General features: G+C 54.5%; 26 protein-coding genes. 18 read left to right on the top strand and 8 right to left on the bottom strand.

Features of this window, described 5'->3' with window-relative positions; all coding sequences use genetic code 11:
- Positions 1-8: 8 nt before the first annotated feature.
- Complete coding sequence (locus NB640_RS01120) at positions 9-722, bottom strand: GNAT family N-acetyltransferase (RefSeq protein WP_269309307.1); 714 nt, start codon at positions 720-722, stop codon at positions 9-11.
- Positions 723-1060: 338 nt separating this feature from the next.
- Here NB640_RS01120 and NB640_RS01115 point away from each other — a divergent pair, with 338 nt between their 5' ends.
- The 8 genes from NB640_RS01115 to NB640_RS01075 all read left to right on the top strand — a co-directional run bounded on the left by NB640_RS01115 (position 1061) and on the right by NB640_RS01075 (position 7578).
- On the top strand, positions 1061-1582 hold the full coding sequence (locus tag NB640_RS01115; protein ID WP_269309306.1) for a DUF805 domain-containing protein: 522 nt from the start codon (positions 1061-1063) through the stop codon (positions 1580-1582).
- A gap of 99 nt (positions 1583-1681) precedes the next feature.
- The gene (gene trhP / locus NB640_RS01110; protein WP_269309305.1) at positions 1682-3025 is read left to right on the top strand and encodes a prephenate-dependent tRNA uridine(34) hydroxylase TrhP; all 1344 of its coding nucleotides are present in this window, start codon (positions 1682-1684) and stop codon (positions 3023-3025) included.
- A gap of 20 nt (positions 3026-3045) precedes the next feature.
- Positions 3046-3750 (top strand): DNA polymerase III subunit epsilon, encoded by a 705-nt coding sequence (dnaQ, locus tag NB640_RS01105; protein WP_269309304.1) that lies wholly within the window; start codon positions 3046-3048, stop codon positions 3748-3750.
- Between the two features lie 211 nt (positions 3751-3961).
- On the top strand, positions 3962-4276 hold the full coding sequence (locus NB640_RS01100) for a hypothetical protein (protein ID WP_269309303.1): 315 nt from the start codon (positions 3962-3964) through the stop codon (positions 4274-4276).
- Between the two features lie 12 nt (positions 4277-4288).
- A complete protein-coding gene (locus tag NB640_RS01095; RefSeq protein WP_269309302.1) occupies positions 4289-4657 on the top strand; it encodes a hypothetical protein in 369 nt (122 codons plus the stop codon).
- A gap of 104 nt (positions 4658-4761) precedes the next feature.
- A protein-coding gene (locus NB640_RS12990) for an IS5 family transposase (RefSeq protein ID WP_408637931.1) occupies positions 4762-5537 on the top strand; the annotation gives its coding sequence in 2 pieces (ribosomal slippage) (positions 4762-5134 and positions 5134-5537; 777 coding nt in all).
- Between the two features lie 33 nt (positions 5538-5570).
- Positions 5571-6518: a hypothetical protein gene (locus NB640_RS01080; protein WP_269309301.1), complete on the top strand. Its 948-nt coding sequence runs from the start codon at positions 5571-5573 to the stop codon at positions 6516-6518.
- Positions 6519-6594: 76 nt separating this feature from the next.
- Complete coding sequence (locus tag NB640_RS01075; RefSeq protein ID WP_269309300.1) at positions 6595-7578, top strand: tetratricopeptide repeat protein; 984 nt, start codon at positions 6595-6597, stop codon at positions 7576-7578.
- A gap of 40 nt (positions 7579-7618) precedes the next feature.
- Here NB640_RS01075 and NB640_RS01070 read toward each other — a convergent pair whose 3' ends face one another.
- Together NB640_RS01070 and NB640_RS01065 are read right to left on the bottom strand one after the other, a co-directional pair.
- Positions 7619-8977 (bottom strand): dihydrolipoyl dehydrogenase family protein, encoded by a 1359-nt coding sequence (locus NB640_RS01070; RefSeq protein ID WP_269309299.1) that lies wholly within the window; start codon positions 8975-8977, stop codon positions 7619-7621.
- A gap of 204 nt (positions 8978-9181) precedes the next feature.
- Positions 9182-9619, bottom strand: a complete 438-nt coding sequence (locus NB640_RS01065; RefSeq protein ID WP_269309298.1) for a thioredoxin family protein — start codon at positions 9617-9619, stop codon at positions 9182-9184.
- Positions 9620-9879: 260 nt separating this feature from the next.
- Between NB640_RS01065 and gluQRS the strand changes: the two genes are divergently transcribed.
- From gluQRS to NB640_RS01045, 4 genes are all read left to right on the top strand, one after another.
- On the top strand, positions 9880-10797 hold the full coding sequence (gene gluQRS, locus NB640_RS01060) for a tRNA glutamyl-Q(34) synthetase GluQRS (protein WP_269309296.1): 918 nt from the start codon (positions 9880-9882) through the stop codon (positions 10795-10797).
- Between the two features lie 123 nt (positions 10798-10920).
- A complete protein-coding gene (locus tag NB640_RS01055; RefSeq protein WP_269309295.1) occupies positions 10921-11337 on the top strand; it encodes a CoA-binding protein in 417 nt (138 codons plus the stop codon).
- A 208-nt stretch (positions 11338-11545) separates the two neighbouring features.
- On the top strand, positions 11546-12010 hold the full coding sequence (locus tag NB640_RS01050; protein WP_269309294.1) for a CoA-binding protein: 465 nt from the start codon (positions 11546-11548) through the stop codon (positions 12008-12010).
- Between the two features lie 42 nt (positions 12011-12052).
- Positions 12053-12430: a hypothetical protein gene (locus NB640_RS01045; protein WP_269309293.1), complete on the top strand. Its 378-nt coding sequence runs from the start codon at positions 12053-12055 to the stop codon at positions 12428-12430.
- A gap of 277 nt (positions 12431-12707) precedes the next feature.
- Here NB640_RS01045 and NB640_RS01040 read toward each other — a convergent pair whose 3' ends face one another.
- A complete protein-coding gene (locus NB640_RS01040; RefSeq protein WP_269309292.1) occupies positions 12708-13862 on the bottom strand; it encodes an iron-containing alcohol dehydrogenase in 1155 nt (384 codons plus the stop codon).
- Positions 13863-14019: 157 nt separating this feature from the next.
- Here NB640_RS01040 and NB640_RS01035 point away from each other — a divergent pair, with 157 nt between their 5' ends.
- The gene (locus tag NB640_RS01035) at positions 14020-14973 is read left to right on the top strand and encodes an AraC family transcriptional regulator (RefSeq protein WP_269309291.1); all 954 of its coding nucleotides are present in this window, start codon (positions 14020-14022) and stop codon (positions 14971-14973) included.
- A 148-nt stretch (positions 14974-15121) separates the two neighbouring features.
- On the opposite strand, the gene NB640_RS01030 is transcribed toward NB640_RS01035, so the two are convergent.
- Positions 15122-15856 carry a hypothetical protein gene (locus NB640_RS01030; RefSeq protein ID WP_269309289.1) on the bottom strand — a complete coding sequence of 245 codons (735 nt, stop codon included), beginning with the start codon at positions 15854-15856 and terminating at the stop codon, positions 15122-15124.
- A gap of 128 nt (positions 15857-15984) precedes the next feature.
- Between NB640_RS01030 and tsaB the strand changes: the two genes are divergently transcribed.
- The 5 genes from tsaB to NB640_RS01005 are packed head-to-tail and all read left to right on the top strand — an operon-like array spanning position 15985 to position 18604.
- Entirely contained in the window at positions 15985-16692 is a 708-nt protein-coding gene (gene tsaB / locus NB640_RS01025) for a tRNA (adenosine(37)-N6)-threonylcarbamoyltransferase complex dimerization subunit type 1 TsaB (RefSeq protein WP_269309288.1), read from the top strand.
- Positions 16686-17201, top strand: a complete 516-nt coding sequence (rimI, locus tag NB640_RS01020; RefSeq protein ID WP_269309287.1) for a ribosomal protein S18-alanine N-acetyltransferase — start codon at positions 16686-16688, stop codon at positions 17199-17201. Before tsaB ends, rimI begins: the two co-directional genes overlap by 7 nt.
- Positions 17198-18028 (top strand): uracil-DNA glycosylase, encoded by an 831-nt coding sequence (locus tag NB640_RS01015; protein WP_269309286.1) that lies wholly within the window; start codon positions 17198-17200, stop codon positions 18026-18028. The genes rimI and NB640_RS01015 overlap by 4 nt, the downstream gene beginning before the upstream one ends.
- Positions 18029-18071: 43 nt before the next feature.
- A complete protein-coding gene (locus tag NB640_RS01010) occupies positions 18072-18428 on the top strand; it encodes a hypothetical protein (protein WP_269309285.1) in 357 nt (118 codons plus the stop codon).
- On the top strand, positions 18425-18604 hold the full coding sequence (locus NB640_RS01005) for a YoaP domain-containing protein (RefSeq protein ID WP_269309284.1): 180 nt from the start codon (positions 18425-18427) through the stop codon (positions 18602-18604). The genes NB640_RS01010 and NB640_RS01005 overlap by 4 nt, the downstream gene beginning before the upstream one ends.
- A gap of 90 nt (positions 18605-18694) precedes the next feature.
- Here the strand turns inward: NB640_RS01005 and NB640_RS01000 are convergent, their stop codons facing one another.
- The 3 genes from NB640_RS01000 to NB640_RS00990 all read right to left on the bottom strand — a co-directional run bounded on the left by NB640_RS01000 (position 18695) and on the right by NB640_RS00990 (position 21459).
- Positions 18695-19105: an ExbD/TolR family protein gene (locus NB640_RS01000; RefSeq protein ID WP_269309283.1), complete on the bottom strand. Its 411-nt coding sequence runs from the start codon at positions 19103-19105 to the stop codon at positions 18695-18697.
- A 1-nt stretch (position 19106) separates the two neighbouring features.
- Positions 19107-19814 carry a MotA/TolQ/ExbB proton channel family protein gene (locus NB640_RS00995; RefSeq protein ID WP_269309282.1) on the bottom strand — a complete coding sequence of 236 codons (708 nt, stop codon included), beginning with the start codon at positions 19812-19814 and terminating at the stop codon, positions 19107-19109.
- Between the two features lie 412 nt (positions 19815-20226).
- Positions 20227-21459: a tetratricopeptide repeat protein gene (locus tag NB640_RS00990; RefSeq protein ID WP_269309281.1), complete on the bottom strand. Its 1233-nt coding sequence runs from the start codon at positions 21457-21459 to the stop codon at positions 20227-20229.
- Positions 21460-21464: the final 5 nt, after the last annotated feature.

Here is a 21464-nt window from a genome sequence, read left to right as displayed (position 1 = left end):
GGCGCCAATCAGGGCGTTTCAGGCGGAAAAAAATCCCCCAGCCGCCTGATCTGCCTGCCGTCACTGTCAAAATTACCCGCATCCAGCCATGCCATGAAGGCAGCCCGGATGTGAGGCCAGCGCTGATCCGTGATCGTAAACCAATCCGTATCGCGGTTGCGTCCTTTTGTCACGATCGCGTTTTTGAAGGTGCCTTCATAGACAAAGCCAAAACGCATGGCGGCGGCCCGTGAAGGGGCGTTTAAGCCATCACATTTCCACTCGCAGCGGCGATAGCCCAGCGCGTCAAACGCATAGGAGAGCAGCAGGAAAATCACTTCTGTTGAGGCCGATGTCCGCTGCATTCGCGGCGAAAAGTTTACATGCCCGATTTCCAGCACACCGGAGGCCGGATCGATCCGCATGAGCGCAACCGAGCCAACAGGTTTTCCGCTTTGGCTGTCAAGCACGGCAAAATGAACAAAGCCCTCACTTCCGGTGAGTCCTTCCAGAAAAGCCCGCATCGCTTTTAGCGTATCGGGTCTGTCGTAGGGCAGGTAGGTCCAGTTGCGGTCATCCGCAGCAAGCTGGTGCGCAGCAAAAAGCCCCTCGGCATGTTTTTCCGCATCCAGTGGAAGAAGACGGCAAAAACGCCCGGTGAGGGTGTGCGGTACAGGCATGGCTGCCGGTTTCCAGTCAGGCAGGCTTATCCCGATGGGCTGGTTGTATTCGTTGACAGGCATAAAGGCGGGTTTCCCTTCGGTTTGCCTGGGGCAGGCTAACACTAAACAACCTGCTGCAAAGCCGTTATGTCCCACATGGCTGTGTTGCCTCGAAAAATCTGAATTTGATGGTGATTAACTACGCCTGTATCCAGATTTTCCTATGCGCCTTGCCCTTTGAAACAAAACGACTTTTCGCGAGCGGTGGTCTAGCGTTAACATGCCCAAGCTTTGCAAAATACCCATTCTACACATCCATGCACATTTCACCACCCGTGCGGCATCCCGTTTTTTGCGGGAACCTCGAAAAAAGGTGCGTGTCTATCCATCGTAAGAATCCAGCCTGGAAAGGAGGGGACATGACACATACCAGACCGACAGACGAGTATAACCTGTGGGATCACTATCTGCTGGCGCTTCGCTCTGGGGGAAATTTTACTGGGCGTTCCAATCGGCGCGAATACTGGGGGTACCTCTTCTTCTATACGCTGTTTTTTTTGGCCTGGTCCGTGCTGTGCCGGACCATTGGCGGTGTTTACCAGGATACGATGATCGCCTTTTATCAGTTGCTTTTCTTCATTCCCGCCACGGCGCTCCTGTTCAGGCGGCTTCATGACACCGGCCGAAGCGGCTGGTATCTGCTGCCGTTATGGCTGCTTGTCGCCGTTGCCATCCTGTTGCAGGCAAAGGTTTACACACCGTACGATTCCATGACCGTGGCGCTGTATCTCTTTGGCGTGTTTTCCGCCATTGGCAGCCTGTGCCTTTTTATCATTGCCGGTTTTTTCAGGAGCGACCCCGGGCTGAATGAATATGGCCCTGACCCCTGGCGCAGCCGCCATATCGCCAAAAGCCGGAGAATGCATACCGTTGAGATATAAGATGCCGGAAAGGCAGGTACATCCCATCGCTTTTATGGAGCGTCACGGGCAGGATTCGGTATAATCGGTTTTTAGTCGTAACCGAGAGTCAGTCATCCCATGCCAGCAGCACCCGAATTACTCCTTCCCGCAGGCTCCGTCGCCAAGATGCACAAGGCCTATGATTTTGGTGCCGATGCCGTCTACGCCGGACAGCCCCGCTACAGCTTGCGTGCGCGCAACAACGACTTTTCTTCGCTGCAAATGCTCGAGCAGGGCATTACCGAAGCCCATGCCCGCGGCAAGCTGTTCTATGTCGCCAGCAACATCTATGCGCACAATGCCAAGCTCAAGACCTACATGGCCGACATGGAGCCTGTCATCGCGATGAAACCCGACGCCCTCATCATGGCAGACCCCGGCCTCATCATGATGGTGCGTGATAAATGGCCCGATATCCCCATCCACCTTTCCGTGCAGGCCAATGCCATCAATTGGGCCGACGTCAAATTCTGGCAGCGTATCGGCTTGACCCGCATCATCCTCTCACGCGAGCTGTCACTGGATGAAGTCGAGGAAATCCGCCAGCAGTGCCCGGATATGGAGCTGGAGGTATTCGTGCATGGTGCGCTTTGTGTGGCGTACTCCGGGCGCTGCCTGCTTTCCGGCTACTTCAACCACCGTGACTCCAACCAGGGCACCTGCACCAATTCCTGCCGCTGGAACTACACCGTGCACAATGCCGAAGAAAACGAGGAGGGCGATGTGCTGCCTGTCTTCATGGCGCAGATCATGGATGAGGCCAGCACCTCCTTTCCCGCACTCGGAGAAGGGCCGCGACATCCGCTGGCAGACAGGGTCTACCTCATCGAGGAAGGCAAAAGGGCCGGACAGCTCATGCCTGTTATCGAGGACGAACACGGCACCTATATCCTCAATTCCAAAGACCTGCGTGCCGTTGAGCATATCGAGCGGCTGGTCAGAATCGGGGTGAACTCCTTAAAGATCGAAGGCCGCACCAAATCCATCTACTACGTCGCCCGCACGGCACAGGTCTACCGCAAGGCCATTGACGACGCTGTTGCCGGACGCCCCTTTGACACCAGCCTCTTTGGCGCCTTGCAGGGGCTGGCAAACCGCGGTTATACCGATGGCTTTTACAAGCGCCACCACACGCAGGAATACCAGAACTACCTCACCGGCGCTTCCGAACTGCACAACAGCCACTATGTAGGCGACGTGGAAAACGTGGAAAACGGTTGGGCCACCGTTACCGTCAAAAACCGCTTTTCCATCGGAGACAAAATCGAAGTGCTCCATCCGGGCGGTAATGCACTGGTGACACTCGAAAAAATGACGGATGTCGAAGGCGCGCCGCTGACCGTGGCGCCCGGCAGCGGACATATCGTCAAAATTCCTCTTGAACCGCAGTGGGACAAGGCGCTCCTTGCCCGGCTGCTTTAAAAAGAGAAAAACCACCCGACATGCGACAGATCGTACTGGATACCGAAACCACCGGGCTTTCCCACAGCGAAGGCGACCGCATCATCGAGATCGGCGCCATCGAGCTAAAAAGCCGCCAGATGACCCAAAACAATTTTCACCACTACATCAACCCCGAGCGCGATTCCCACCCGGACGCGCTGGCAGTGCACGGCCTGACCACCGATTTTTTAAGGGACAAGCCCAAATTTGCCGAGATAGCCCAGGCCTTTTGCGATTACATCCGCGGGGCAGAACTCATCATCCACAATGCGCCCTTTGACGTCGGCTTTCTCAATGCCGAGCTTGCCCGGCTCAACCTGCCAAAAGTACACGAGCTGGCGACCAATATCATCGATACACTTGCCATGGCGCGGGAAAATTTTCCCGGCAGGCGTAACTCTCTTGACGCCCTGTGCGAGCGCTATGAGATCGACAACACGCACCGCGACCTTCATGGTGCCCTGATCGATTCGGCGCTCCTGTCAGACGTGTATCTCACCATGACGCGCGGACAGGAGTCGCTGGGCATTGACCTGGCTTCCCAGATGGATGAATTTGACAGGAACGACCCGGCCTTTGCCCTTTCGGATGTCATCGTCAGGAAAGCCACCCCCGAAGAAGCCGCCGCACACGAAGCCTACCTCGACGATGTCGGCAAAAAACTCAAGGAACCCGTCGTCTGGCGGCGGCAGGAAACCACCTGAAACCCTTATTGGATTTTCCCCCTGAACGCGCGGGTGCTCTTCTTTTGTGAGAGCCAGTATCCATGAGCCTTACAGGCTGCTCATGACAAACAGCCTCCTACCCCCTTGACAGCGTGTATAACAGAAGGAGCCAAACGGCATGGCAAAAAAAGCATACCGTCCTGCTTAACCCTCATGGCCTGATGCGCCATAACTCCTCTGGAAAAACACAATGGGAAAAGAAAATGAAAACGATCATCTGTACGGGCTGCCGGTCCAGAAAAACGACGACTGGCGCATAACCGACAGTTGGGACGACCACAGCGCCACGTTGCAAAGCCAGCCACTTTATACCCCGGCACCTGCCGCACCGTACAAAGCAGATGCCGCTGCATGGCAAAACATCCATCAACAGCAACGCGACAGCGAAAAACAGGCACGCCAAAACCAGAACGCCTTTTTCGGCGTCCCACGCCCCCACGAAACAGAAGCCGCCGCCGCGCCCTACAAAGCACCCCCGGACAGCGACAAACTCACCTGGGGCTGAAGCGGCAGGCAAATGCAAAAAATTGCCAGCGGTCAGGACAGCACAGGATTCAACGCCGCCCTTGCTGGCATGCAACAACTCGAAGCCGACAACCGGCGTCTCAGCAATACCCATCAGCCGAAAGATATCACGTCATTCAGGGCCATACCCCAGACAAAAATAGAGACATACCCTGCGGGAACAAACGAGGAGGCACCCTCATCCCTGCCGCGCATGGCCGATCTGATACCTGAGACGTATGACAGCGAAGCCCTGAGATACAGCGCGTTCTCAGCGCCGGATCAGACACCTTATCGCGCGATGGGTCAACTGATGCAGCCTGCCAGCGATAAGTTCAGAACAGACGTCGTAGAATCCATAGGCAGACAAATCGTTAGATAGTGTCTACATGAGATATAAGAGATAAAACTCCCTCTGTTTGCCAGATGGCAGATGTTATGAAGCGATGATCATTATAGGAAGACCACCCTTTAACAGGAGATTCCATGAGACCAGCGTACAGACGCCACGACATATCCGACCAGGCCTGGGCTTTACTTGAGCCCCACCTTCCAGGACAGCCTGGTCAATGGGGCAGGATAGCCAAAGATAACCGCACCTTCATTAATGCTGTATTCTGGATATTACGCACAGGCGCCCCCTGGCGTGATCTTTTGCCGGAGTACGGAAAATGGGGGAGCGTTCACCAGCGCTTCATCCGCTGGCGCGACAAGGGCATATGGGAGCGCCTGCTGGAAATCCTGATAGATGAGCCTGATTTTGAATGGCTTCTGATAGATGCAAGTCACATCAAGATTCACCCGCACGCGGCGGGGGCAAGAGGAGGCAACCAGGGCATGGGGCGCACAAAAGGGGGCTCAACTCAAAAATACATCTGGCCGTGGATGCGAATGGTATGCCGGTCAGATGTCTTGTCACATCGGGTACCGTTGCAGATTGTACGCAGGCTTCACGGTTAATGGATGGGATATCCCCTCGCCATCTGGTGGCGGATCGGGGTTATGATTCAAACGCCATTCTTGACCATGCAAAATCCCGCAACATCATACCGGTCATACCCCCGAAAAGAAATCGCAAGGAGAAAAGAAGCTACGATCGGCAGATTTATCAGAAGCGTCACCTGGTGGAAAATGTCTTTCTTTATCTCAAACGCTGGCGGGGTATTGCCACAAGATACGCAAAAAATCTCGCGACATTTGCTGCCGCTGTGCAGGTGCGCTGTATCGCCCTTTGGTTGAATGCGTTAACCATACTCAAGTAGACGCTATCTAGCGCAATCCGAAACAAACAGCCAGTGAACCCGGCCGAACAGGACCTCGTCAACATCGCTGGCAAGTTCACCGAATCCGCTAAAAATACCTACACCAGGGAAAACCTCATCAATGCCGCCGATGCCATCCACCAGGGAGAAACCAGGCATAACGAGGCGGCCTACCGCCACCCGCCAAGGTCTGATGATGTGCTGACCAGCTTGCATGCAGCAGATACATGGGGCGTGGAAGAAACCATAGCCAACCCGGACAGCAATACCACAAAAGGCTTTGAAAACAGCCTGAGAGGCATTAACCTCTCCTTACAGGAACTCCGCCTCATGGGCAACAAACTCATTGATCCCGACGGCAGACACCTTGATACCAAAGGCCTGCAGCAATGGGTAGACCAGGAAAACGCCTGGCTCAACAACAACAAAGTCATCGAACTCATTGACTTCAGAAAACTCGACTGGCGAAAAGACCCGGAAAAATTCATCGAGCTGGGCGGTAAATACTTTCGCGAATCCCTCCTGAGCACCCACCTTTTCGGCTATGCAGTTGATGTGATCAAGGGACAGGGCGTGGCAGGCGTTGGCGAATTTTTCGGCACCGTAGCCGGAATAGCCAGGTTTTACAACAAGACAGACGAACTGATGGGATCGATCCTGGCTGGAGGAGCACTCGCCTCAGCAGACATCTGCTGGGACAGGGTGGTGGACGGGCTCTCCCACCATCTTCCTCCTCTGTCAAGGCAGGCGCTGCTCTTTGCCAACAGTGTCATGAGCGAAGAGGTGAAAGCGCGGGCCTTTGAGTGGATGAAAGCGAAGTTCCTTAAAGATCGTAAAAGCAATGAATATCAAGTTCAAAGCAAAACTTCACGGATTTCAGGAAAAGGTGTTAATGAAACAGGCCAAAGAAGCGATGTACCTGATTTGCGTGAAAGTGAGCTTGACCCGATTACGATTCGAGATCAAGGCAGCCGTCGCTAGAATTGCACCAAATCGTTCCCATCCGTGGTTTTTCGGGATAAGCTTTGGCTTATCCCGAACTACATAAAGGATTAGCATGAAAACCATCCTGAAAACGTTTCTGGTTTTGTGTCTTTGCACCATTGCCAATGTGGCTTTTTCCAATGGTTCTACAAATGCAGATCAGCTCTTTGATCAGGAAAAGTTTCAGGAAGTATTGCAAATTTACCTGCTGCCAGAGCACAATCAGGATTCCAACAACCAGAACAGGATAGGGTATATCTACCTGAAAGAATTCAAGGATGAGAAAAAAGCCTTTCACTGGTTTATGAAATCAGCCGAACAGGGTGATATGTATGGACAGTACAACTTGGGACAGTTGTATAAACAGGGGATCGGGGGCAGAAAGGATTACCAGCAAGCCTTTCAATGGCTCAGCAAGGCGGCTGAGCAGGGACATGCTAAAGCCATGGCCACTCTTGGCAATCTCTATGCAGATGGGCTTGGTGTCGAAAAGGATGAAGTAAAAGCGGTAACGTGGTATGTTGAGGCCGCCAAAAAAGATGACCGGGATGGTCAGTGCAATGCGGCGGGTATCTTTACGCACGGTACGGTTATCAATACGAGTTATCACAATGCACGCCTTCTGCTTGAATGGTGCTTGAAGAGTGATCCTGACGACGATTGTTGTCTTGAGCGCATGGCGGTGTTGTATTCAAAAGGCTGGGGCGTGAAACAAGACCGGAAAAAAGCCCACGAACTCAGGACCAAAGCGGCGACCAACGGCAATGCCGTTGCCATGTATATGCTGGCGGGTGATTTCGATTACGGTATTGGTGTTGAGAAGAATCCCAAAGCGGCACTGGAGTGGTACCTTAAAGCGGCCGAAAAAGGAGAAAGCTATGCCATGTATCGCCTGTACGAAGTCTATGAATACGGCAAGCTGGGGCAGTCAGTGGACAAGACACGGGCAACAGCATGGAAAGCCAAAGCTGAAGCGGCCATGAAAGAAGAGGGTGTGACCCGTAATGAGTTAATGGACAGGATGCGCCTCAGGATGGAAGCAGAGTCGCCGACATAATATGGCACTAGGCATGAGCGCCTGTGAGGTTATCATTCTCCTAAAATAAAAACCTGAGCAGCCGCTTCACCAGGCCCGGCTTCATCTTTTTCATCATCCAGTTTTCCCCGATCCGCTGGGTAAGATAGCCCATCGTGGGGAAAGAGTGCATCGTCATCATCAAGTCATACAGCCCGATATCGTGCTGGATGGCCAGTGCCCATTCATTGATCATCTCGCCTGAATTAGCCCCCACAATACTCACGCCATAAATCTGGCCTGCAGAAGAGCAGTAAACCCGCACATAGCCTTCCGTCTTGTTTTCGGCAACAGCCGCATCGTAGTCGCTGTATTTTGTCTCAACGACTTCGTAGTCCACATGCTCCGCATCCAGCTCGGCGGAAGTCCTTCCCACATGGGAAACCTGCGGTTCGGTAAACACCGTCCAGGGCACCGGGTACTTCAGGTATTTTTTCTTCAGGGGCGGCATCATCATCGTATTCATGAAGGCCAGCATCCCCTGGTGCATGGCAGCATGTGAAAGCAGGTATGAGCCGTTGCAGTCGCCAATGGCATAGACATGCTTGTTGGTGGTGCGCAGGTAGTCGTCAACCGTGATGCCTTTCCTGCCGTAGTCCACATGGGCGTTTTCCAGGTGCAGCGAGGAAAAATCATAGCTGCGTCCGGCTGCCACCATCAGCTTTTCCGATTCGATCTCCAGTCCTTCGCGCGTATGGACAACAATATTGCCATTCTCCCGGCGGCTTACCCGTGTGATGATCTGTGCGTTGTAAACCTCGATCCCGAGTTTTTCGCAGCCCTGCTGGAGGAGTTCTCCCGCCTCTTTCTCCCCGTTGGGAAGGAGCCAGGGGCGGTCATGCACGATGGTGCATTTGCACCCCATCCGGGCAAAGGCCTGCGACATCTCGCAGCCGATGGCGCCGCCGCCGATAAAGGTCAGGCTTTGGGGGATCGCCTCCAGCTGGAAGAGGTTTTCATTGGTGAGGTAGTCCACCTTGTCCAGCCCCTCGATAGGGGGAATAAAAGGGCGCGTACCCGTGGCAATGAAGATATCCTTGCCGGTGTATTCCTCGTCACCCACGCGGATGACGGTATCATTCACAAAAGCCGCAGGCCCTTGCCCCACCAGGATATCGGCTTTTTCCATGAGGGAGGTGAGCTTGTTTTCACGGATATGGTTGATATCCGCATTGATACGGGCAAAAGGCTCAGCCATCATCGGGTTTTTCTCGGAGATGGCCAACAGCGCCTTGGAAGGGATGCCGCCGGTGTTGCTGCTGTCGCCGCCCACATTGCGGCTTTCCACAGCCAGCACTTTCAGGCCCATTTCCGCTGCCATGCTGGTGACTGCCATACCGGCAGGCCCGAGCCCGATGACAACCACATCATATTTTTTCATTACGCGCCTCCACCAGAAACAGAAGGTTTGCCAATGTCCTGCTGCCAGCGCCGCTGTTGCGCGGTCTGGCTTTTACTGAGAGAAATTTACCCCATAAATTACCACATCAATTACCCTCCCAGCACCCGTTAGCATCATATTTTGTCTGAAACAGCGGGTGTTGAGAGAAGTCACAAGGCGACAAAAGGAGGTAAACACTGGCTTTCAGCCGCCTGCATCCAGCCCGCTTTGCAGCATGGTCCTGAAATTGCAGTCTTTTTGCCACATCCGCCGCTCATCATTGCTTTGGGCCAGCCGGGCAAGTGTTTCCGGTGTTTCGTCCATCATGCTTTGCAGGATACGCTCTGCCAGCTTTGCATCCGGATGGATGCAGCTGTAAAAGGCGACGATATTGCCGCGCTGAATGGTGATGGTCGGGAATTTGTCGATATCCAGATCGCCCATCATATCGGCATGGTCTTCGATATCGACCCAGAAAAAACGCGCATCCTGCCGCGAATCAGCCAGCGCTTCCATCTGGGGCAGGTATTCCCGGCAGGAACCGCACCAGCCGGCACAGAAACAGGCGACAACCCAGGTGTTTTCATCAAGTGACTCGAGCACCCTGGCATAATCCGACGGTTTGAGTGTGAGAAGGGACATATCAAGGATGAACAGGATGAAGGAGGGTGATTATACCTGAATTATGCCAGAGCCTTCGTCAGTTTTCCGGGCAATCGGGCAGGCCCTGACGGTCAACCGGATTGAGGGCAGGGGGATTACCTCCTTCCGGGTTTATTGCAGGTCACATTTGACCAAAGCACAGTCTGCCATACCTGGCGATTGACAAAAGCGCATCCTGTCGGCAAACTCGGTTTCAGCTTCCCTTTCCCGGATTGCCCTGATGAGATGGTGTCTCGCCTATGAATACTGAAATGTACCGGGGACGTTTTGCCCCATCACCGACAGGACCTCTCCATTTTGGCTCACTGGTCGCGGCTGCGGGCAGCTACCTGGATGCCTGCGCTTCCAATGGCGAATGGCTGGTGCGCATGGAAGACGTGGACAGGCCCCGCTGCCGTCCGGAGTATGACAGGGCCATCATGCTTTCTCTGGAAGCATACGGCTTTCAGTGGAATGGCTCCGTCATGCGCCAGAGCGACCGCACGAAAAGCTACCAGGCCGCCTTGGACGCGCTCAGGGGGAAAAACCTTGTCTATCCCTGCGCCTGCAGCCGAAAGGAAATCAGTGACTCGAATATCGCCCATGATGGCGCCCACATCTATCCCGGCACCTGCGCTGCCGGTCTTCCTCCCGGAGAAACGCCCCGTGCCTGGCGTATCAGGGTATCCGGGCAGACTATCCGTTTTGTTGATCTGGTGCAAGGTAGTCTGTCGCAGGATCTTTCAAAAGAAGTCGGCGACTTTGTGCTTTTAAGGGCCGATGGCTGTTTTGCCTACCAGATGGCTGTGGTTGTCGATGATGCACAGCAGGGCATTACCCGAATCGTGCGGGGGGCAGATCTCCTTGACTCCACACCGCGCCAGATTTACCTGCAGCATTGCCTTGGCGTGAGCTTTCCCGAGTACGCCCATTTGCCCGTTGCCGTCAATACGACAGGGGAAAAGCTCTCCAAGCAGACACGGGCCAGGGCACTGGATGACAAAAACCCGGTACCGGCACTGCTGGCGGTTTTTGAATTTCTGGAGATGCCATCGCTCAAGGGAAATGACACCAGCCTGGACGACCTGTGGAAAGAGGCTGTCCGGCACTGGTCGCTGGATAATGTACCGGCGGTTCGCACCATCCTGAGCAGGGAGATGCGCCAGGACGAGCCGTGACAATACCGCAAATGCCCTGTTTTTGGGGTAGATTAAAACCCCCGATCCTGTTTCATGCCAATGTGACGGTACAATTAAGGGGCTGCTGACAGACCCGGCCAGGTTCGGTTTAACGCGAGGAAAATGATGATCGTAAACAGTGATAAAGGTATCAGGGCCATACTTGAAAGTGTCCAGACCATAGCAGCTGTCGGATGCACGCCGCACCATGGCGCAGGCAACATGGTGCCGATGTACCTCATGACAAAAGGGTTTAATATTATCCCGGTGAACCCCGAACACGAGGAAGTCATGGGCATGAAGTGTTATGCGTCCCTGCACGATATTCCGGAAAAAGTCGACATGGTCGATTGCTTTATTCCATCGGATGCCGTTGCCGGTATTGCCAGTGATGCCATTGCCATCGGTGCAAAAGTGTTATGGATGCAGCTTGGGGTTATTAATGAAGAGGCGGCAGCGCGCGCATCGGATGCCGGGCTCAAGGTTGTGATGGACCGCTGTCCGCACATCGAGATCCCCCGCCTTTTTGATGGTGACTGACAGTTGGGTCCTGCTAACATAAAGAAACCTGTTGCAAAGCCGTTATCTCACAAATGGCGGCATTGCTGCAAAAAATCTGAATTTGACGGTGATTTACACCGTCGGTATCCAGATTTCTCGCTGCGCCTTGCCCTTCGCAACCTATCAGCTTTTCACGAATGGTATCCTTGTGTTAACAGGGCCATTGCCCTTCAAAAAGGAGTCATTCATGATTATTGATGATGATGTCGGTATCCGGGAGATATTCCAGACCATCAAAACCGTGGCGGTCGTCGGGTGTTCGCCCAATGCCGGCCCGAAAAACTATGTGCCTTCCTACGTGAAAGAAGAGGGCTACCGCATTATTCCGGTCAATCCGCTTTATGATGAGGTACTGGGTGAAAAATGCTACCCCTCATTGAAAGATATCCCGGAAAAAGTTGATATGGTCGAGTGTTTTCGCCCATCCGGGGACATCCCCCTCATCGCCGAAGATGCCATTGCCATTGGCGCCAGGGTATTGTGGATGCAGCAGGGCATCATCAATGATGAAGCTGCAAAACGTGCATCGGAAGCCGGACTCAAGGTCGTGATGGACCGCTGTCCCTGTGCGGAAATTCCCCGCCTTATCCCTGGACGGGAAATGAGCTGGCGGGATTTCAAGGCAAAATTCAATCCCAAAACCAATGGCTGATGTTTCCTGCACAGGCGGGGACATTCACCTGGATCATGTCCTATGAGCTGGGAGTCCTTTACCGAAGCCGAATTGTGGGAAGTGATCATTGAAGCCGAAGCCTGCATGGATATCCCGGCAGGCAGGCTGTGGGATGTCACCCGTATCGAGCCTCAAAAGTGGCAATGCACTCCCTGGGGAGAGACCGGTGGCGGTTTCTGGGTCGTTGGCCTCGCGGGCTCGCTGGTACTCTGGTACAACGATATTGAAGAAGGGTTCAATCTCTCGCCATGGACACAGTACGGCATCATCGGAGAATACCGTTGCAGTCAGGATGAACTCGAACATGCCCTGCAAAACCTGCTACGCCTCATCGAAACAGGAGAAGGCTTCCGTTACATGGGGCCACCCATCCCGTTTGATGTAAAGTACCCAGTATAACGCTGCTGAGCCGCCGACATGCACCGGAAAAAGGAAAAGGCGCCATCCTGGTGGATGGCGTCTTTAGGCTGGTGGGGTACTTTCTCTGCTTGTTTTATATAGGCGCTGCCCTCATTAAATTGCCTGCTGCAAAACTGCTTTTTCTCGCCTGCCTTCGTTGTTGAGCCAAAATTGAACTCGACGTATGTCTAATACGCCTTCGTCCAATGTTGCCCCGTCGCCTTGGCAGACAAGCAAAATCAGCTTTTCGCTTACGGCAATTTAATGAGGACAGCGCCTAACTACCGTAGAAAGCCAGCCGGAAAAGCTCACGCATCTCGTCTGTTGAAACAGGCCGTGGATTGGTCCCGCTACACGGGTCACCCACTGCACCGGCAGCCATTTCATCGAGATTGTGGTTAAAAAAGTCTTCGTTGATACCGTATTCCATCAATGTCAGCGGAATGCCCAGCCGCCGGTTCAACTCATTGATGCGCAAAACGAGCGATTTGACCAGGTCTTTTTCATTCGTACCGGGCAGCCCGGTACGCCGGGCAATATCGGCATACTTGCCGGGTGCTTTTTCCGCATTGAACGCAATGACATGCGGGAGGAAAATGGCATTGGCACATCCGTGCGGGATATCCAAAAGCTTACCGCTTTTATGCGACATGCTGTGGACAATCCCCAAAATGGCATTGGAAAAGGCCATACCTGCCATGCACTGGGCAAGATGCATCTTTTCACGGGCCTTTTTGCTGCCGGCATAAGAACCCGGCAGGTAAGAGTTGATTATTTCGATCGCCTTCATCGCCAGTGCGTCCGTCAGGTCTGTCGCCATGGTGGACACATACGCCTCGATTGCATGGGTAAAGGCATCCATGCCGGTGTGGGCGGTCAGCTCGGGCGGCATGCTCACCACCAGATCACAGTCGACAATGGCAATATCCGGAGTCAGGTTGTAGTCCGCGATAGGGTATTTCACCAGCGTCTCGGCATCCGTGATCACGGAAAAGGAAGTGACTTCCGTTGCGGTGCCGCTGGTGGTCGGGATGGCGACAAAGCGGGCTTTCTGGCGCAGCGGTGGCAGCGTAAACGGCACCACGGCTTCCTGGAAGGTGTGTGACGGATACTCATAAAAAAGCCACATCGCCTTGGCAGCATCAATCGGAGAGCCGCCGCCTGCTGCAACGATCAGGTCAGGCGAAAATTCTGCCATCTGGCGTGTGCCTTCTGCCACCATCGTGGTAGTGGGATCGGTACCAGCGACTTCAATGACCTGCGTGGCAAAGCCCGCTTTTTCAAGATGGCCCAGTATGCGGTCCATTGCACCGTTTTTCCTGATGGAGCCGGCGCCCACGACCACACTTGCCTTGTTACCTTTCAGGTTTGCCAGCTCTTTGATCGTGCCGGAACCGTAAAAGACAGTTCGAGGGATGATAAAGCTCGACACAATATCTCCTTTTTCTGTTCTTATAGCTTTTGTTTTTAGGGGCAATTACCAGTTTACGATCAATGTTGTCTTTTTTATATGCTTTTTTTTCTACAATGTTTGCCTGATCCTGCAAGGATGTGCATAATTACCCTGTTTCTTCCTGATTTTTCCTATCATGAGCAAAAGCAAGCGTATAGCAATAGAAAATAACAATATGGATCAATTGGCCGACGTCATAAAAAGGCACACCTCTGATGAATACCTCAATCAGACGGCGATTCCCGGCCTGCGGTTTTTGAAAGTTTCCAACCCGGAACACTCCCTTCCGGAGTTCAACAATCCTTTTCTTTGCCTGATCGTGCAAGGCGGAAAGTCCGTGATGATCGGGGATGCGGTGTACTCCTACCAGAAGGGCGAGTACCTCCTTTTTGCCCTGAATATGCCCTTTGTCGGGATGGTTGCCGAAGCCTCGGCAGAGGAGCCCTTGTACTGCCTGCACCTTGATATCGACATGCCGCTGATTGCCGAGCTGCTCATGGATGAGCGGCTCAGGATTGATTTCACCAAAGATACGACAACGACAGGCGTTTACCTGGACAAGGCAGACGGTAATCTGTCCAATGCGCTTTTGCGGCTGGTGTCACTGCTGGATACGCTGCGGGAAGCGGCTTTTTTAGCGCCCATGTACATCCGGGAAATCCATTACCGCCTGTTGCGCTCCGAACAGGGCCGACAGCTTGCCTCGCTTTCCATGCCCAGCAGCAATATCCGCAAGATCGGGCGGGTCATCTCTTACATCAAGGAAAATTTCCAGGACCCCCTGCGCATGGACGACCTGGCCAGCATTGCCGGCATGAGTGTTTCCTCCTTTCACCAGCATTTCAAGCGGTTTACCATTTCCACGCCGTTGCAGTTCCAGAAACAGCTGCGCCTGATGGAAGCCCGGCGGATCATGGCCACGGAAAACATCGATGCCACGGCAGCTGCTTTCAAGGTGGGTTACCAGAGCCTTTCCCAGTTCAGCCGCGAGTATCACCGCATGTTTGGCAATTCCCCGTCACGCGACATCAAAAATATCCGGGATTCCGCATTGGGAAATACGTTGCGCAACAATAAAGGGCTGGCCTGACGCCGTGCAGGCCCTGCTGGAAAACAGCAGATTATCCGGCGGTTTTCAGCATGTTAGGCAGCCAGAGCGGGTTGTTGGGTTTCACCAGTGATTTTTCCGTTTCCCCTGTCTTTTGCGGGTTGTCCCGATCATCGCTGTATTGGATTTTCTAGGTGTAGAAAAACAGTTCTGTGCCTGTCTGGGCACGCATCACATGCGTGATTTCCTTCACCGCGCCGCTGGGGTAATAGTCATACGCAATATACTGGATCGGCATAGTGACCACCCGGTTGACCCGGTAGGCTCGGCTTCCATTCTCACCCGTGCTGATGAGGGCGCGGAAGTAGCTTTTGGCGAAGGGCGCCTTATCCAGCGAAAATTCCGTCATTTCCCCCCCTTTTTTCCGGTAGACAGATACTCCCGGCTCCCTGTCCAACAGGCGCATGGCCGAGAGCGTTTTCTCATCCGTGATATTTTCCCTGTCCACCAGGTGCCTCAGAAGGATTTTCTTTTTAAAAACAATTTCCTTTTTCCCATCCGGCAGTGCCAGCGACTCCAGCAGGTAGCCGTGAAAGGGCCACACACCGCCCTCGGGCCGTGCAAAATGGCTTGCCACAGAAACCGGAATCGCTTTTTCAGCCGTAAGCCAGGGTTTTGCCGGATTGGCCATCGTCGTATTGGTCGGTGCAGCCCAGTCGCCAATCCAGTACCACCGGTTTACCTCAATGTTGCCGCTTTCAATGCGGTCGATCATGCGCAGATTTTCCGGGGAGGCGGTGGTTTGCATGGCCTGGCCGGATACCGCATTATTTCCATCCGCTGCGCATGCCGCATGGAGGAAAAAAGCCGGGAGAACGGAAAAGAAGAGAGCAGGCAAAAGAAACGGGCGAAAAAAGGCTTTCATGGCGTCTCCACGGCAAATGAATCATTCCGGACGGCGGGGCTTGCTGCATTCTAGCATGTCCCTTTCAGGGGACTGGCAAGGCTGATCGAGATCACCTTAAAACCTCATTCACAGGGTAAAATAGTCACATGCCAACCATCATTGCATTTGAGACCTCATCTGATACCGCTTCCGTTTCCCTGATGAAAGCGGACGGTTCCATCCAGACCTGTGCAAGCCAGGGGGTGACAACGCATTCGCAGACCATCCTGCCCATGATCCAGGCACTCCTGGCAGACGCAAAGCTGGCCGTGGCAGATTGCGATGCCATCGCTTTCGGATGCGGTCCCGGTTCCTTTACCGGCGTCAGGACAGCCTGCGGTGTGGCCCAGGGTCTTGCCTTTGGCGCTGCTCTGCCACTTATTCCCGTTGTGAGCCTCATGGCCATGGCCGAGGCCTGCCGGATAGACCATCGGGCGACCGATGTGCTGGCCATACTGGACGCCCGCATGAAAGAAGTGTACTGGGCACAGTACCGCCATGATGAAAACGGGTCCTGGCAGACGGTTATTGCGCCGCGCATCACCCCGCCTGAAGCTGTCATGCCTGAGGGGCGGCCTGACGCCTGCGGCAATGGCCTCATCGCGTATGCCGATGCCCTTGATTTGCTTCCTGTTGCTGTCAGGCACACAGATATCATCCCTGGCAGCACTGCCGTTGCCATCCTGGGCAAAGCCGCATACCAGCGGGGAGAAACCATCTCCGCGCATGATGCCAGCCCGCTTTACCTCAGGAACAAGGTAGCTTATACCACCGAAGAGCGTCGCATCATGAAAGAAGGGGTGGGGGCATGTTGAGAAAACACGCCATCGACACCTACGAGGAAACGGCGGGCATGATGCCTGGAGCAGACATTCCCATGATATTCCGGCAGATGCACATTGATGATGCTTTCGAGATCCATGCCATCGAGACCCGGATTTTCCCTTTTCCCTGGTCCGAGGCTGGCTTTGCCAATTCCGTTGCCTGGGGCTACAACTGCCAGGTCATGTGCGAGGAAGCAAACGGCAGGATAGCCGGCTACTTCATTCTCATGACGTCCATCGATGAGGCCCATCTCCTGACCATCGGCTTAAAAGCCAGCATGCACGGCATGGGCTATGGCCGCATGCTCCTTGACCGCGCCCTCCAGACCGCACGCGAGCATGGCATGGTATCCATGCTGCTGGAAGTGCGCCCGTCCAATACCGGCCCGCAGGAGATGTATAAAAAATACGGTTTCAGGGAAATCGGCATCCGCAAAAACTACTACCTCGATGTGGACAATACCCGCGAGGATGCCATTGTCATGAGGATGATGCTATGAGCAGCTTAAAGAGCAGGGCGCGCATCTTAGAGGAAATGGGTATTGGCCCGGAGTGGCAACTGCGCGGCAGGGCAGCCGCACCCGAATCCGTCCCTGAAACCGTCACCGTCACACTCGATGAACCATCACCCGTTTCCCGGGCGGAAACAGCCCCTGATCCCCTGGCAGGTCCTGAGCCGGGGTCTGATGCCTGGCTGGCGCCAACATACCCTTCCGAGATCCTGCCTGAGCCACAGGACATTGCCAGTTGGGAAGCGCTGGTTGAGACAATCCGGGGCTGCACCCGCTGTACCCTGTGCGAAACGCGGACCAATACCGTGCCCGGTGTGGGCGATACCAGTGCTGAATGGCTCTTTATCGGCGAAGGTCCCGGCTACCATGAAGACCAGCAGGGCGAGCCCTTCGTGGGCCGCTCCGGCATGCTGCTGGACAACATGATGGCTGCGCTGGGCATCAAACGGGGCAGCAACGCCTACATCGCCAACATCGTCAAATGCCGCGCCAGCGACGAGCGCAAAAAGGACAGGCCGCCCACCGAGGAAGAGGCCGCCATGTGCATGCCGTATCTCCAGTGGCAGATCGCGAATATCAGGCCCAAAGTCATCATCGCCCTGGGCAAGACAGCTGCCGTTGGCCTTTTGAACACCGACCGCGACATCACCATGGCTGCCATGCGCGGTAAAGTACACCGTTTGCCTGTGGCTGGCAGCGAAGTGCCACTGATTGTCACCTACCATCCCGCATACCTCCTGCGCACTCCGATGGCCAAAAAGCAGGCCTGGGCTGATCTGTGCCTGGCGATGGAAACCATCGACACGGCCGGCTGAAAGCGCACGTCAGGGTAATGGCGGACATGAAAAACCATGAACGATGGCCGCTGATTTTATCAACCTGACAACAGACAATCTCTTCACCGAGCATCTATGCTGTATTATCCGCAGCAGAGAGTCCTATCCGGGTATTGAGGCCAAACGGCAATGGCTTGCCGACAGGCTCAAAGAAGGCCATGTTTTTAGAAAACTGGATGAAAAGGCGACAGTTTTTATTGAGTATGCACCGCTTGAAACCGCCTGGGTTCCCGTGACGGGGGACAACGGGTTTTACGTGTATTGCCTGTGGGTACTGGGAAGCCACAAGGGAAAAGGGCAAATCCGGCATCTGTATGCTCGGGGCAGACAATTTATTACGATAGGCAATGCCCCTTTATCGGGCAAAACATCGGGATGATAAAGCAGTATTGCGAAACGAATGACGTTCCTGCCGATTTCATTGAAGTGGATACCCTGCAAAAAGCAAAGGCATTGCCTTGTGTTTTCAATAACTGGGCGGTGTTTTACGATGGACGTTTCAGGACAGTGAATCTGCTGGATGTCGCTTACCTGAAGCGAATGCTCAAAAAATAACTCCTCGCCAGGGTTGCGTACCCGTGTTTTCAGGTTCATGTGGCTGGAAAAAGTTCCGGTTTTTCGTGCGAGAGGACGTGGCCCCTTCACTCAATCCGGCTTTGTGATGAAGCCCAGCTTTTTGATCCCCGCCCGCTGGGCGGCGGCCATCGCCTTGACCACGCTGCCGTATTCGGCATGCGTATCGCCCCGTATCTGGATTTCCGGCTGGTCTTCCTGTGCCGCCAGTGCTTCAAGGCGTGCATCGAGTGCCGCTTCCGTGAGCGCTTCCCCGTCCCAGAGAATCGTGCCATCTTTGGCAATGGCTATCGTGACCGTGGAGAGTTCAATGACGTTGGGTTGGTTTTGCGCTTGCGGAAGCTCCAGCGTGACCGTATGCGTCAGCACAGGCACCGTCAGGATGAAAATAATCAACAGCACCAGCATGACGTCCACCAGCGGCGTCACGTTGATTTCACTCATCACTTCATCGTCATTTTCCAGTCCGCCGCCAAAAGCCATTCTATGCCCTCCCGGCGATATTTACCGGCGCTTTCGTATCCGTTGCCTCAAGAGGGGCGCCTGTCAGGAAATACGCATGAAGCTGCCGGGCAAAGCGGTTCATCCGGCCGATTGCCCGCCGGTTTGCCCGTACCAGCGCGTTGTAGGCCAGCACAGCGGGAATAGCCACTGCCAAGCCTAGCGCTGTCATGATAAGCGCTTCGCCTACAGGCCCCGCCACCTTGTCGATGCTGGCCTGGCCTGTCGCGCCAATACTGACGAGGGCATGGTAAATCCCCCATACTGTGCCCAACAGGCCGATAAAAGGCGAGGTGGAGCCCACAGACGCCAGGATGGACAGGCCGCTTTGCAGGCGCAGGGTGTTTTCATCAATGGCACCGCGCAGGCTTTCCGTCAGCAGGTCCGGCAGGGAAATCTGGCTCTTGAGGTTTTCTCCCCGTGCGCTGTGGTGGCGCATCGTCAGTTCGCCCTCGGTTGCAAGATAAAGGAAGGGGTTGTCCTGTCCTTCACGGGAAAGTGCGGCAATACCCTCATCAAGATCGCGGGCCGCCCAGAAGGCAGCGGTTTCATCAGCCATTTTGCGAAATGCGAGGGCCCGCATGGTCCGGGTGACGATGATATACCAGGAGGCGACAGACATCACCAGCAAGAGAAGGGCAATTCCCTTGATCAGCAGGTCACCCTGGTTCCATAGCGCAATGAGTGTCATGTCGGCTGAAAAGTAAGGGCAGTAGTAAAAACAAAGCCATCATATCAGGATCAGGCGCATCACTGAAGATTTGGGGTAACCCTGATTGGCAGTATAGTGGCAATTTACGGCCTGTCACTTGCGCAGGATAAAAGCAGCACATGCGGCCAGCCGGCATCATGAGGGAACGGAAAGCGCCAGCCTTATTCTTGCCGACATGCCTTTCATGCATTACGCCGGGGCAGGCAGGACGAAAATGGATATGGAAATGCTGCACGTGAATGAACTGTTCGACAGCGAGGAAGACATCCTGATCGGCGGTGGCGAGATCCGGTGGGATGCCCTGGGAGAAAACAGTGACGGGGCATTGGGCTCAGCCCTCATTAATTTGCCTGCTGATACAGGGCGGGGAACTGTTCTGAGGGGCGGGCCGTCAACGCCCCGTCTGCACGTGCCGTATCGCATCCGGCTGGCCGTTTCTCGCCGCGATCTCATACCAGTAGCGGGCCATGTGTTTGTCCCGTTCCACCCCCAGGCCATTCTGGTAAATAAACGCCATCCGGTACTGCGATTCCACGTCTCCCTTGTTGGCAGCCAGCCGGAACCATCTTAACGATTGCCCGTAGCTCTGGGTAATGCCGTCACCATCAAAGAGCGTGAGGCCGATCCGGTAAAGCGACGTGGTGTCGGCGTAAAGTGCCATGGTTTCCGGCTGGAAGGTTTCGCACTGCACATGCGTGGGCTTCACGCAGGCGTTTTCCAGTTCCTTCAAGCGTGCTATCGCATTTGCATTGCCGATACCGGCGCCAATGATATACAGGCGGTATGCCTCGTTCCAGTTCTGCATGACGCCCCGGCCCTTTTCATACATGCCTGCGAGATTGAAGATCGCTTTCACATGTCCGCTGGCCGCCGCAGTCTGGATAAGGGCAACAGCAGACTGGTATTCGGGTCTGACGCCTTCGCCCATCGGATAAAGATAGGAGAGGTCATACTGCGCAAATGCATTGCCCTGCTGTGATGCTTTGTTTAACCATACCCAGGCCAGGTCCGTATCCTTTTTCAGGCCACGCCCCGTCAGGTAGGCGTGCCCGATCCAGTACTGCGACAGGGCGTCATTCAATTCATTGGCTTTTCTGAAGACTTCAGGTGAGAGCTTCGGGTCGGACAGCGCATTGATCTGCGTTGCCGAGTCCTGTGCATCCATACGGGCAATCGCACTGGGGCTGCCCAGCGTTACCGCGCTCTGAAGCCAGCGGCGGGCTTGCCCCGGATTTTTCTCTACCCCCTGGCCGTTTTCATACAGCACGCTGATGCCATACTGCGACATGCGGTCTCCCTTGTCCGCGAGGATTTTTCCCCAGTGAAATGCCTTCTCATAGTCGCGTTTGAGCTGGCTTCCATCCGTATACAGGGCAGCCAGCATGTACTGCGCACGGGAATGTCCCTGTTCGGCAGCACGAAGCAGCCAGGTTTCAGCCATTTTGTAATTCCGTGTGACCAGCGTGCCGTCGAGATAGGTGATGCCGAGCAAAAATTGTGCGGACGCATCGCCGTTTGCCGCTTCCTCCTCAATGGTCTGCGCCTGCACCGGAAGCAGCACCAGCGAAAAAAGCAAAAGCAGGGTTTTCAGCAGGGAAGCAAGGCGATAAGAAGCGATGGGCATGCTGA

The sequence above is a fragment of the Oxalobacter vibrioformis genome (assembly GCF_027118995.1).
GTDB classification, from domain to species: Bacteria; Pseudomonadota; Gammaproteobacteria; order Burkholderiales; family Burkholderiaceae_D; genus Oxalobacter; species Oxalobacter vibrioformis.
The sequence above is the reverse complement of the archived record's forward strand: the minus strand, read 5'-3'. Positions and strand labels throughout refer to the sequence as shown.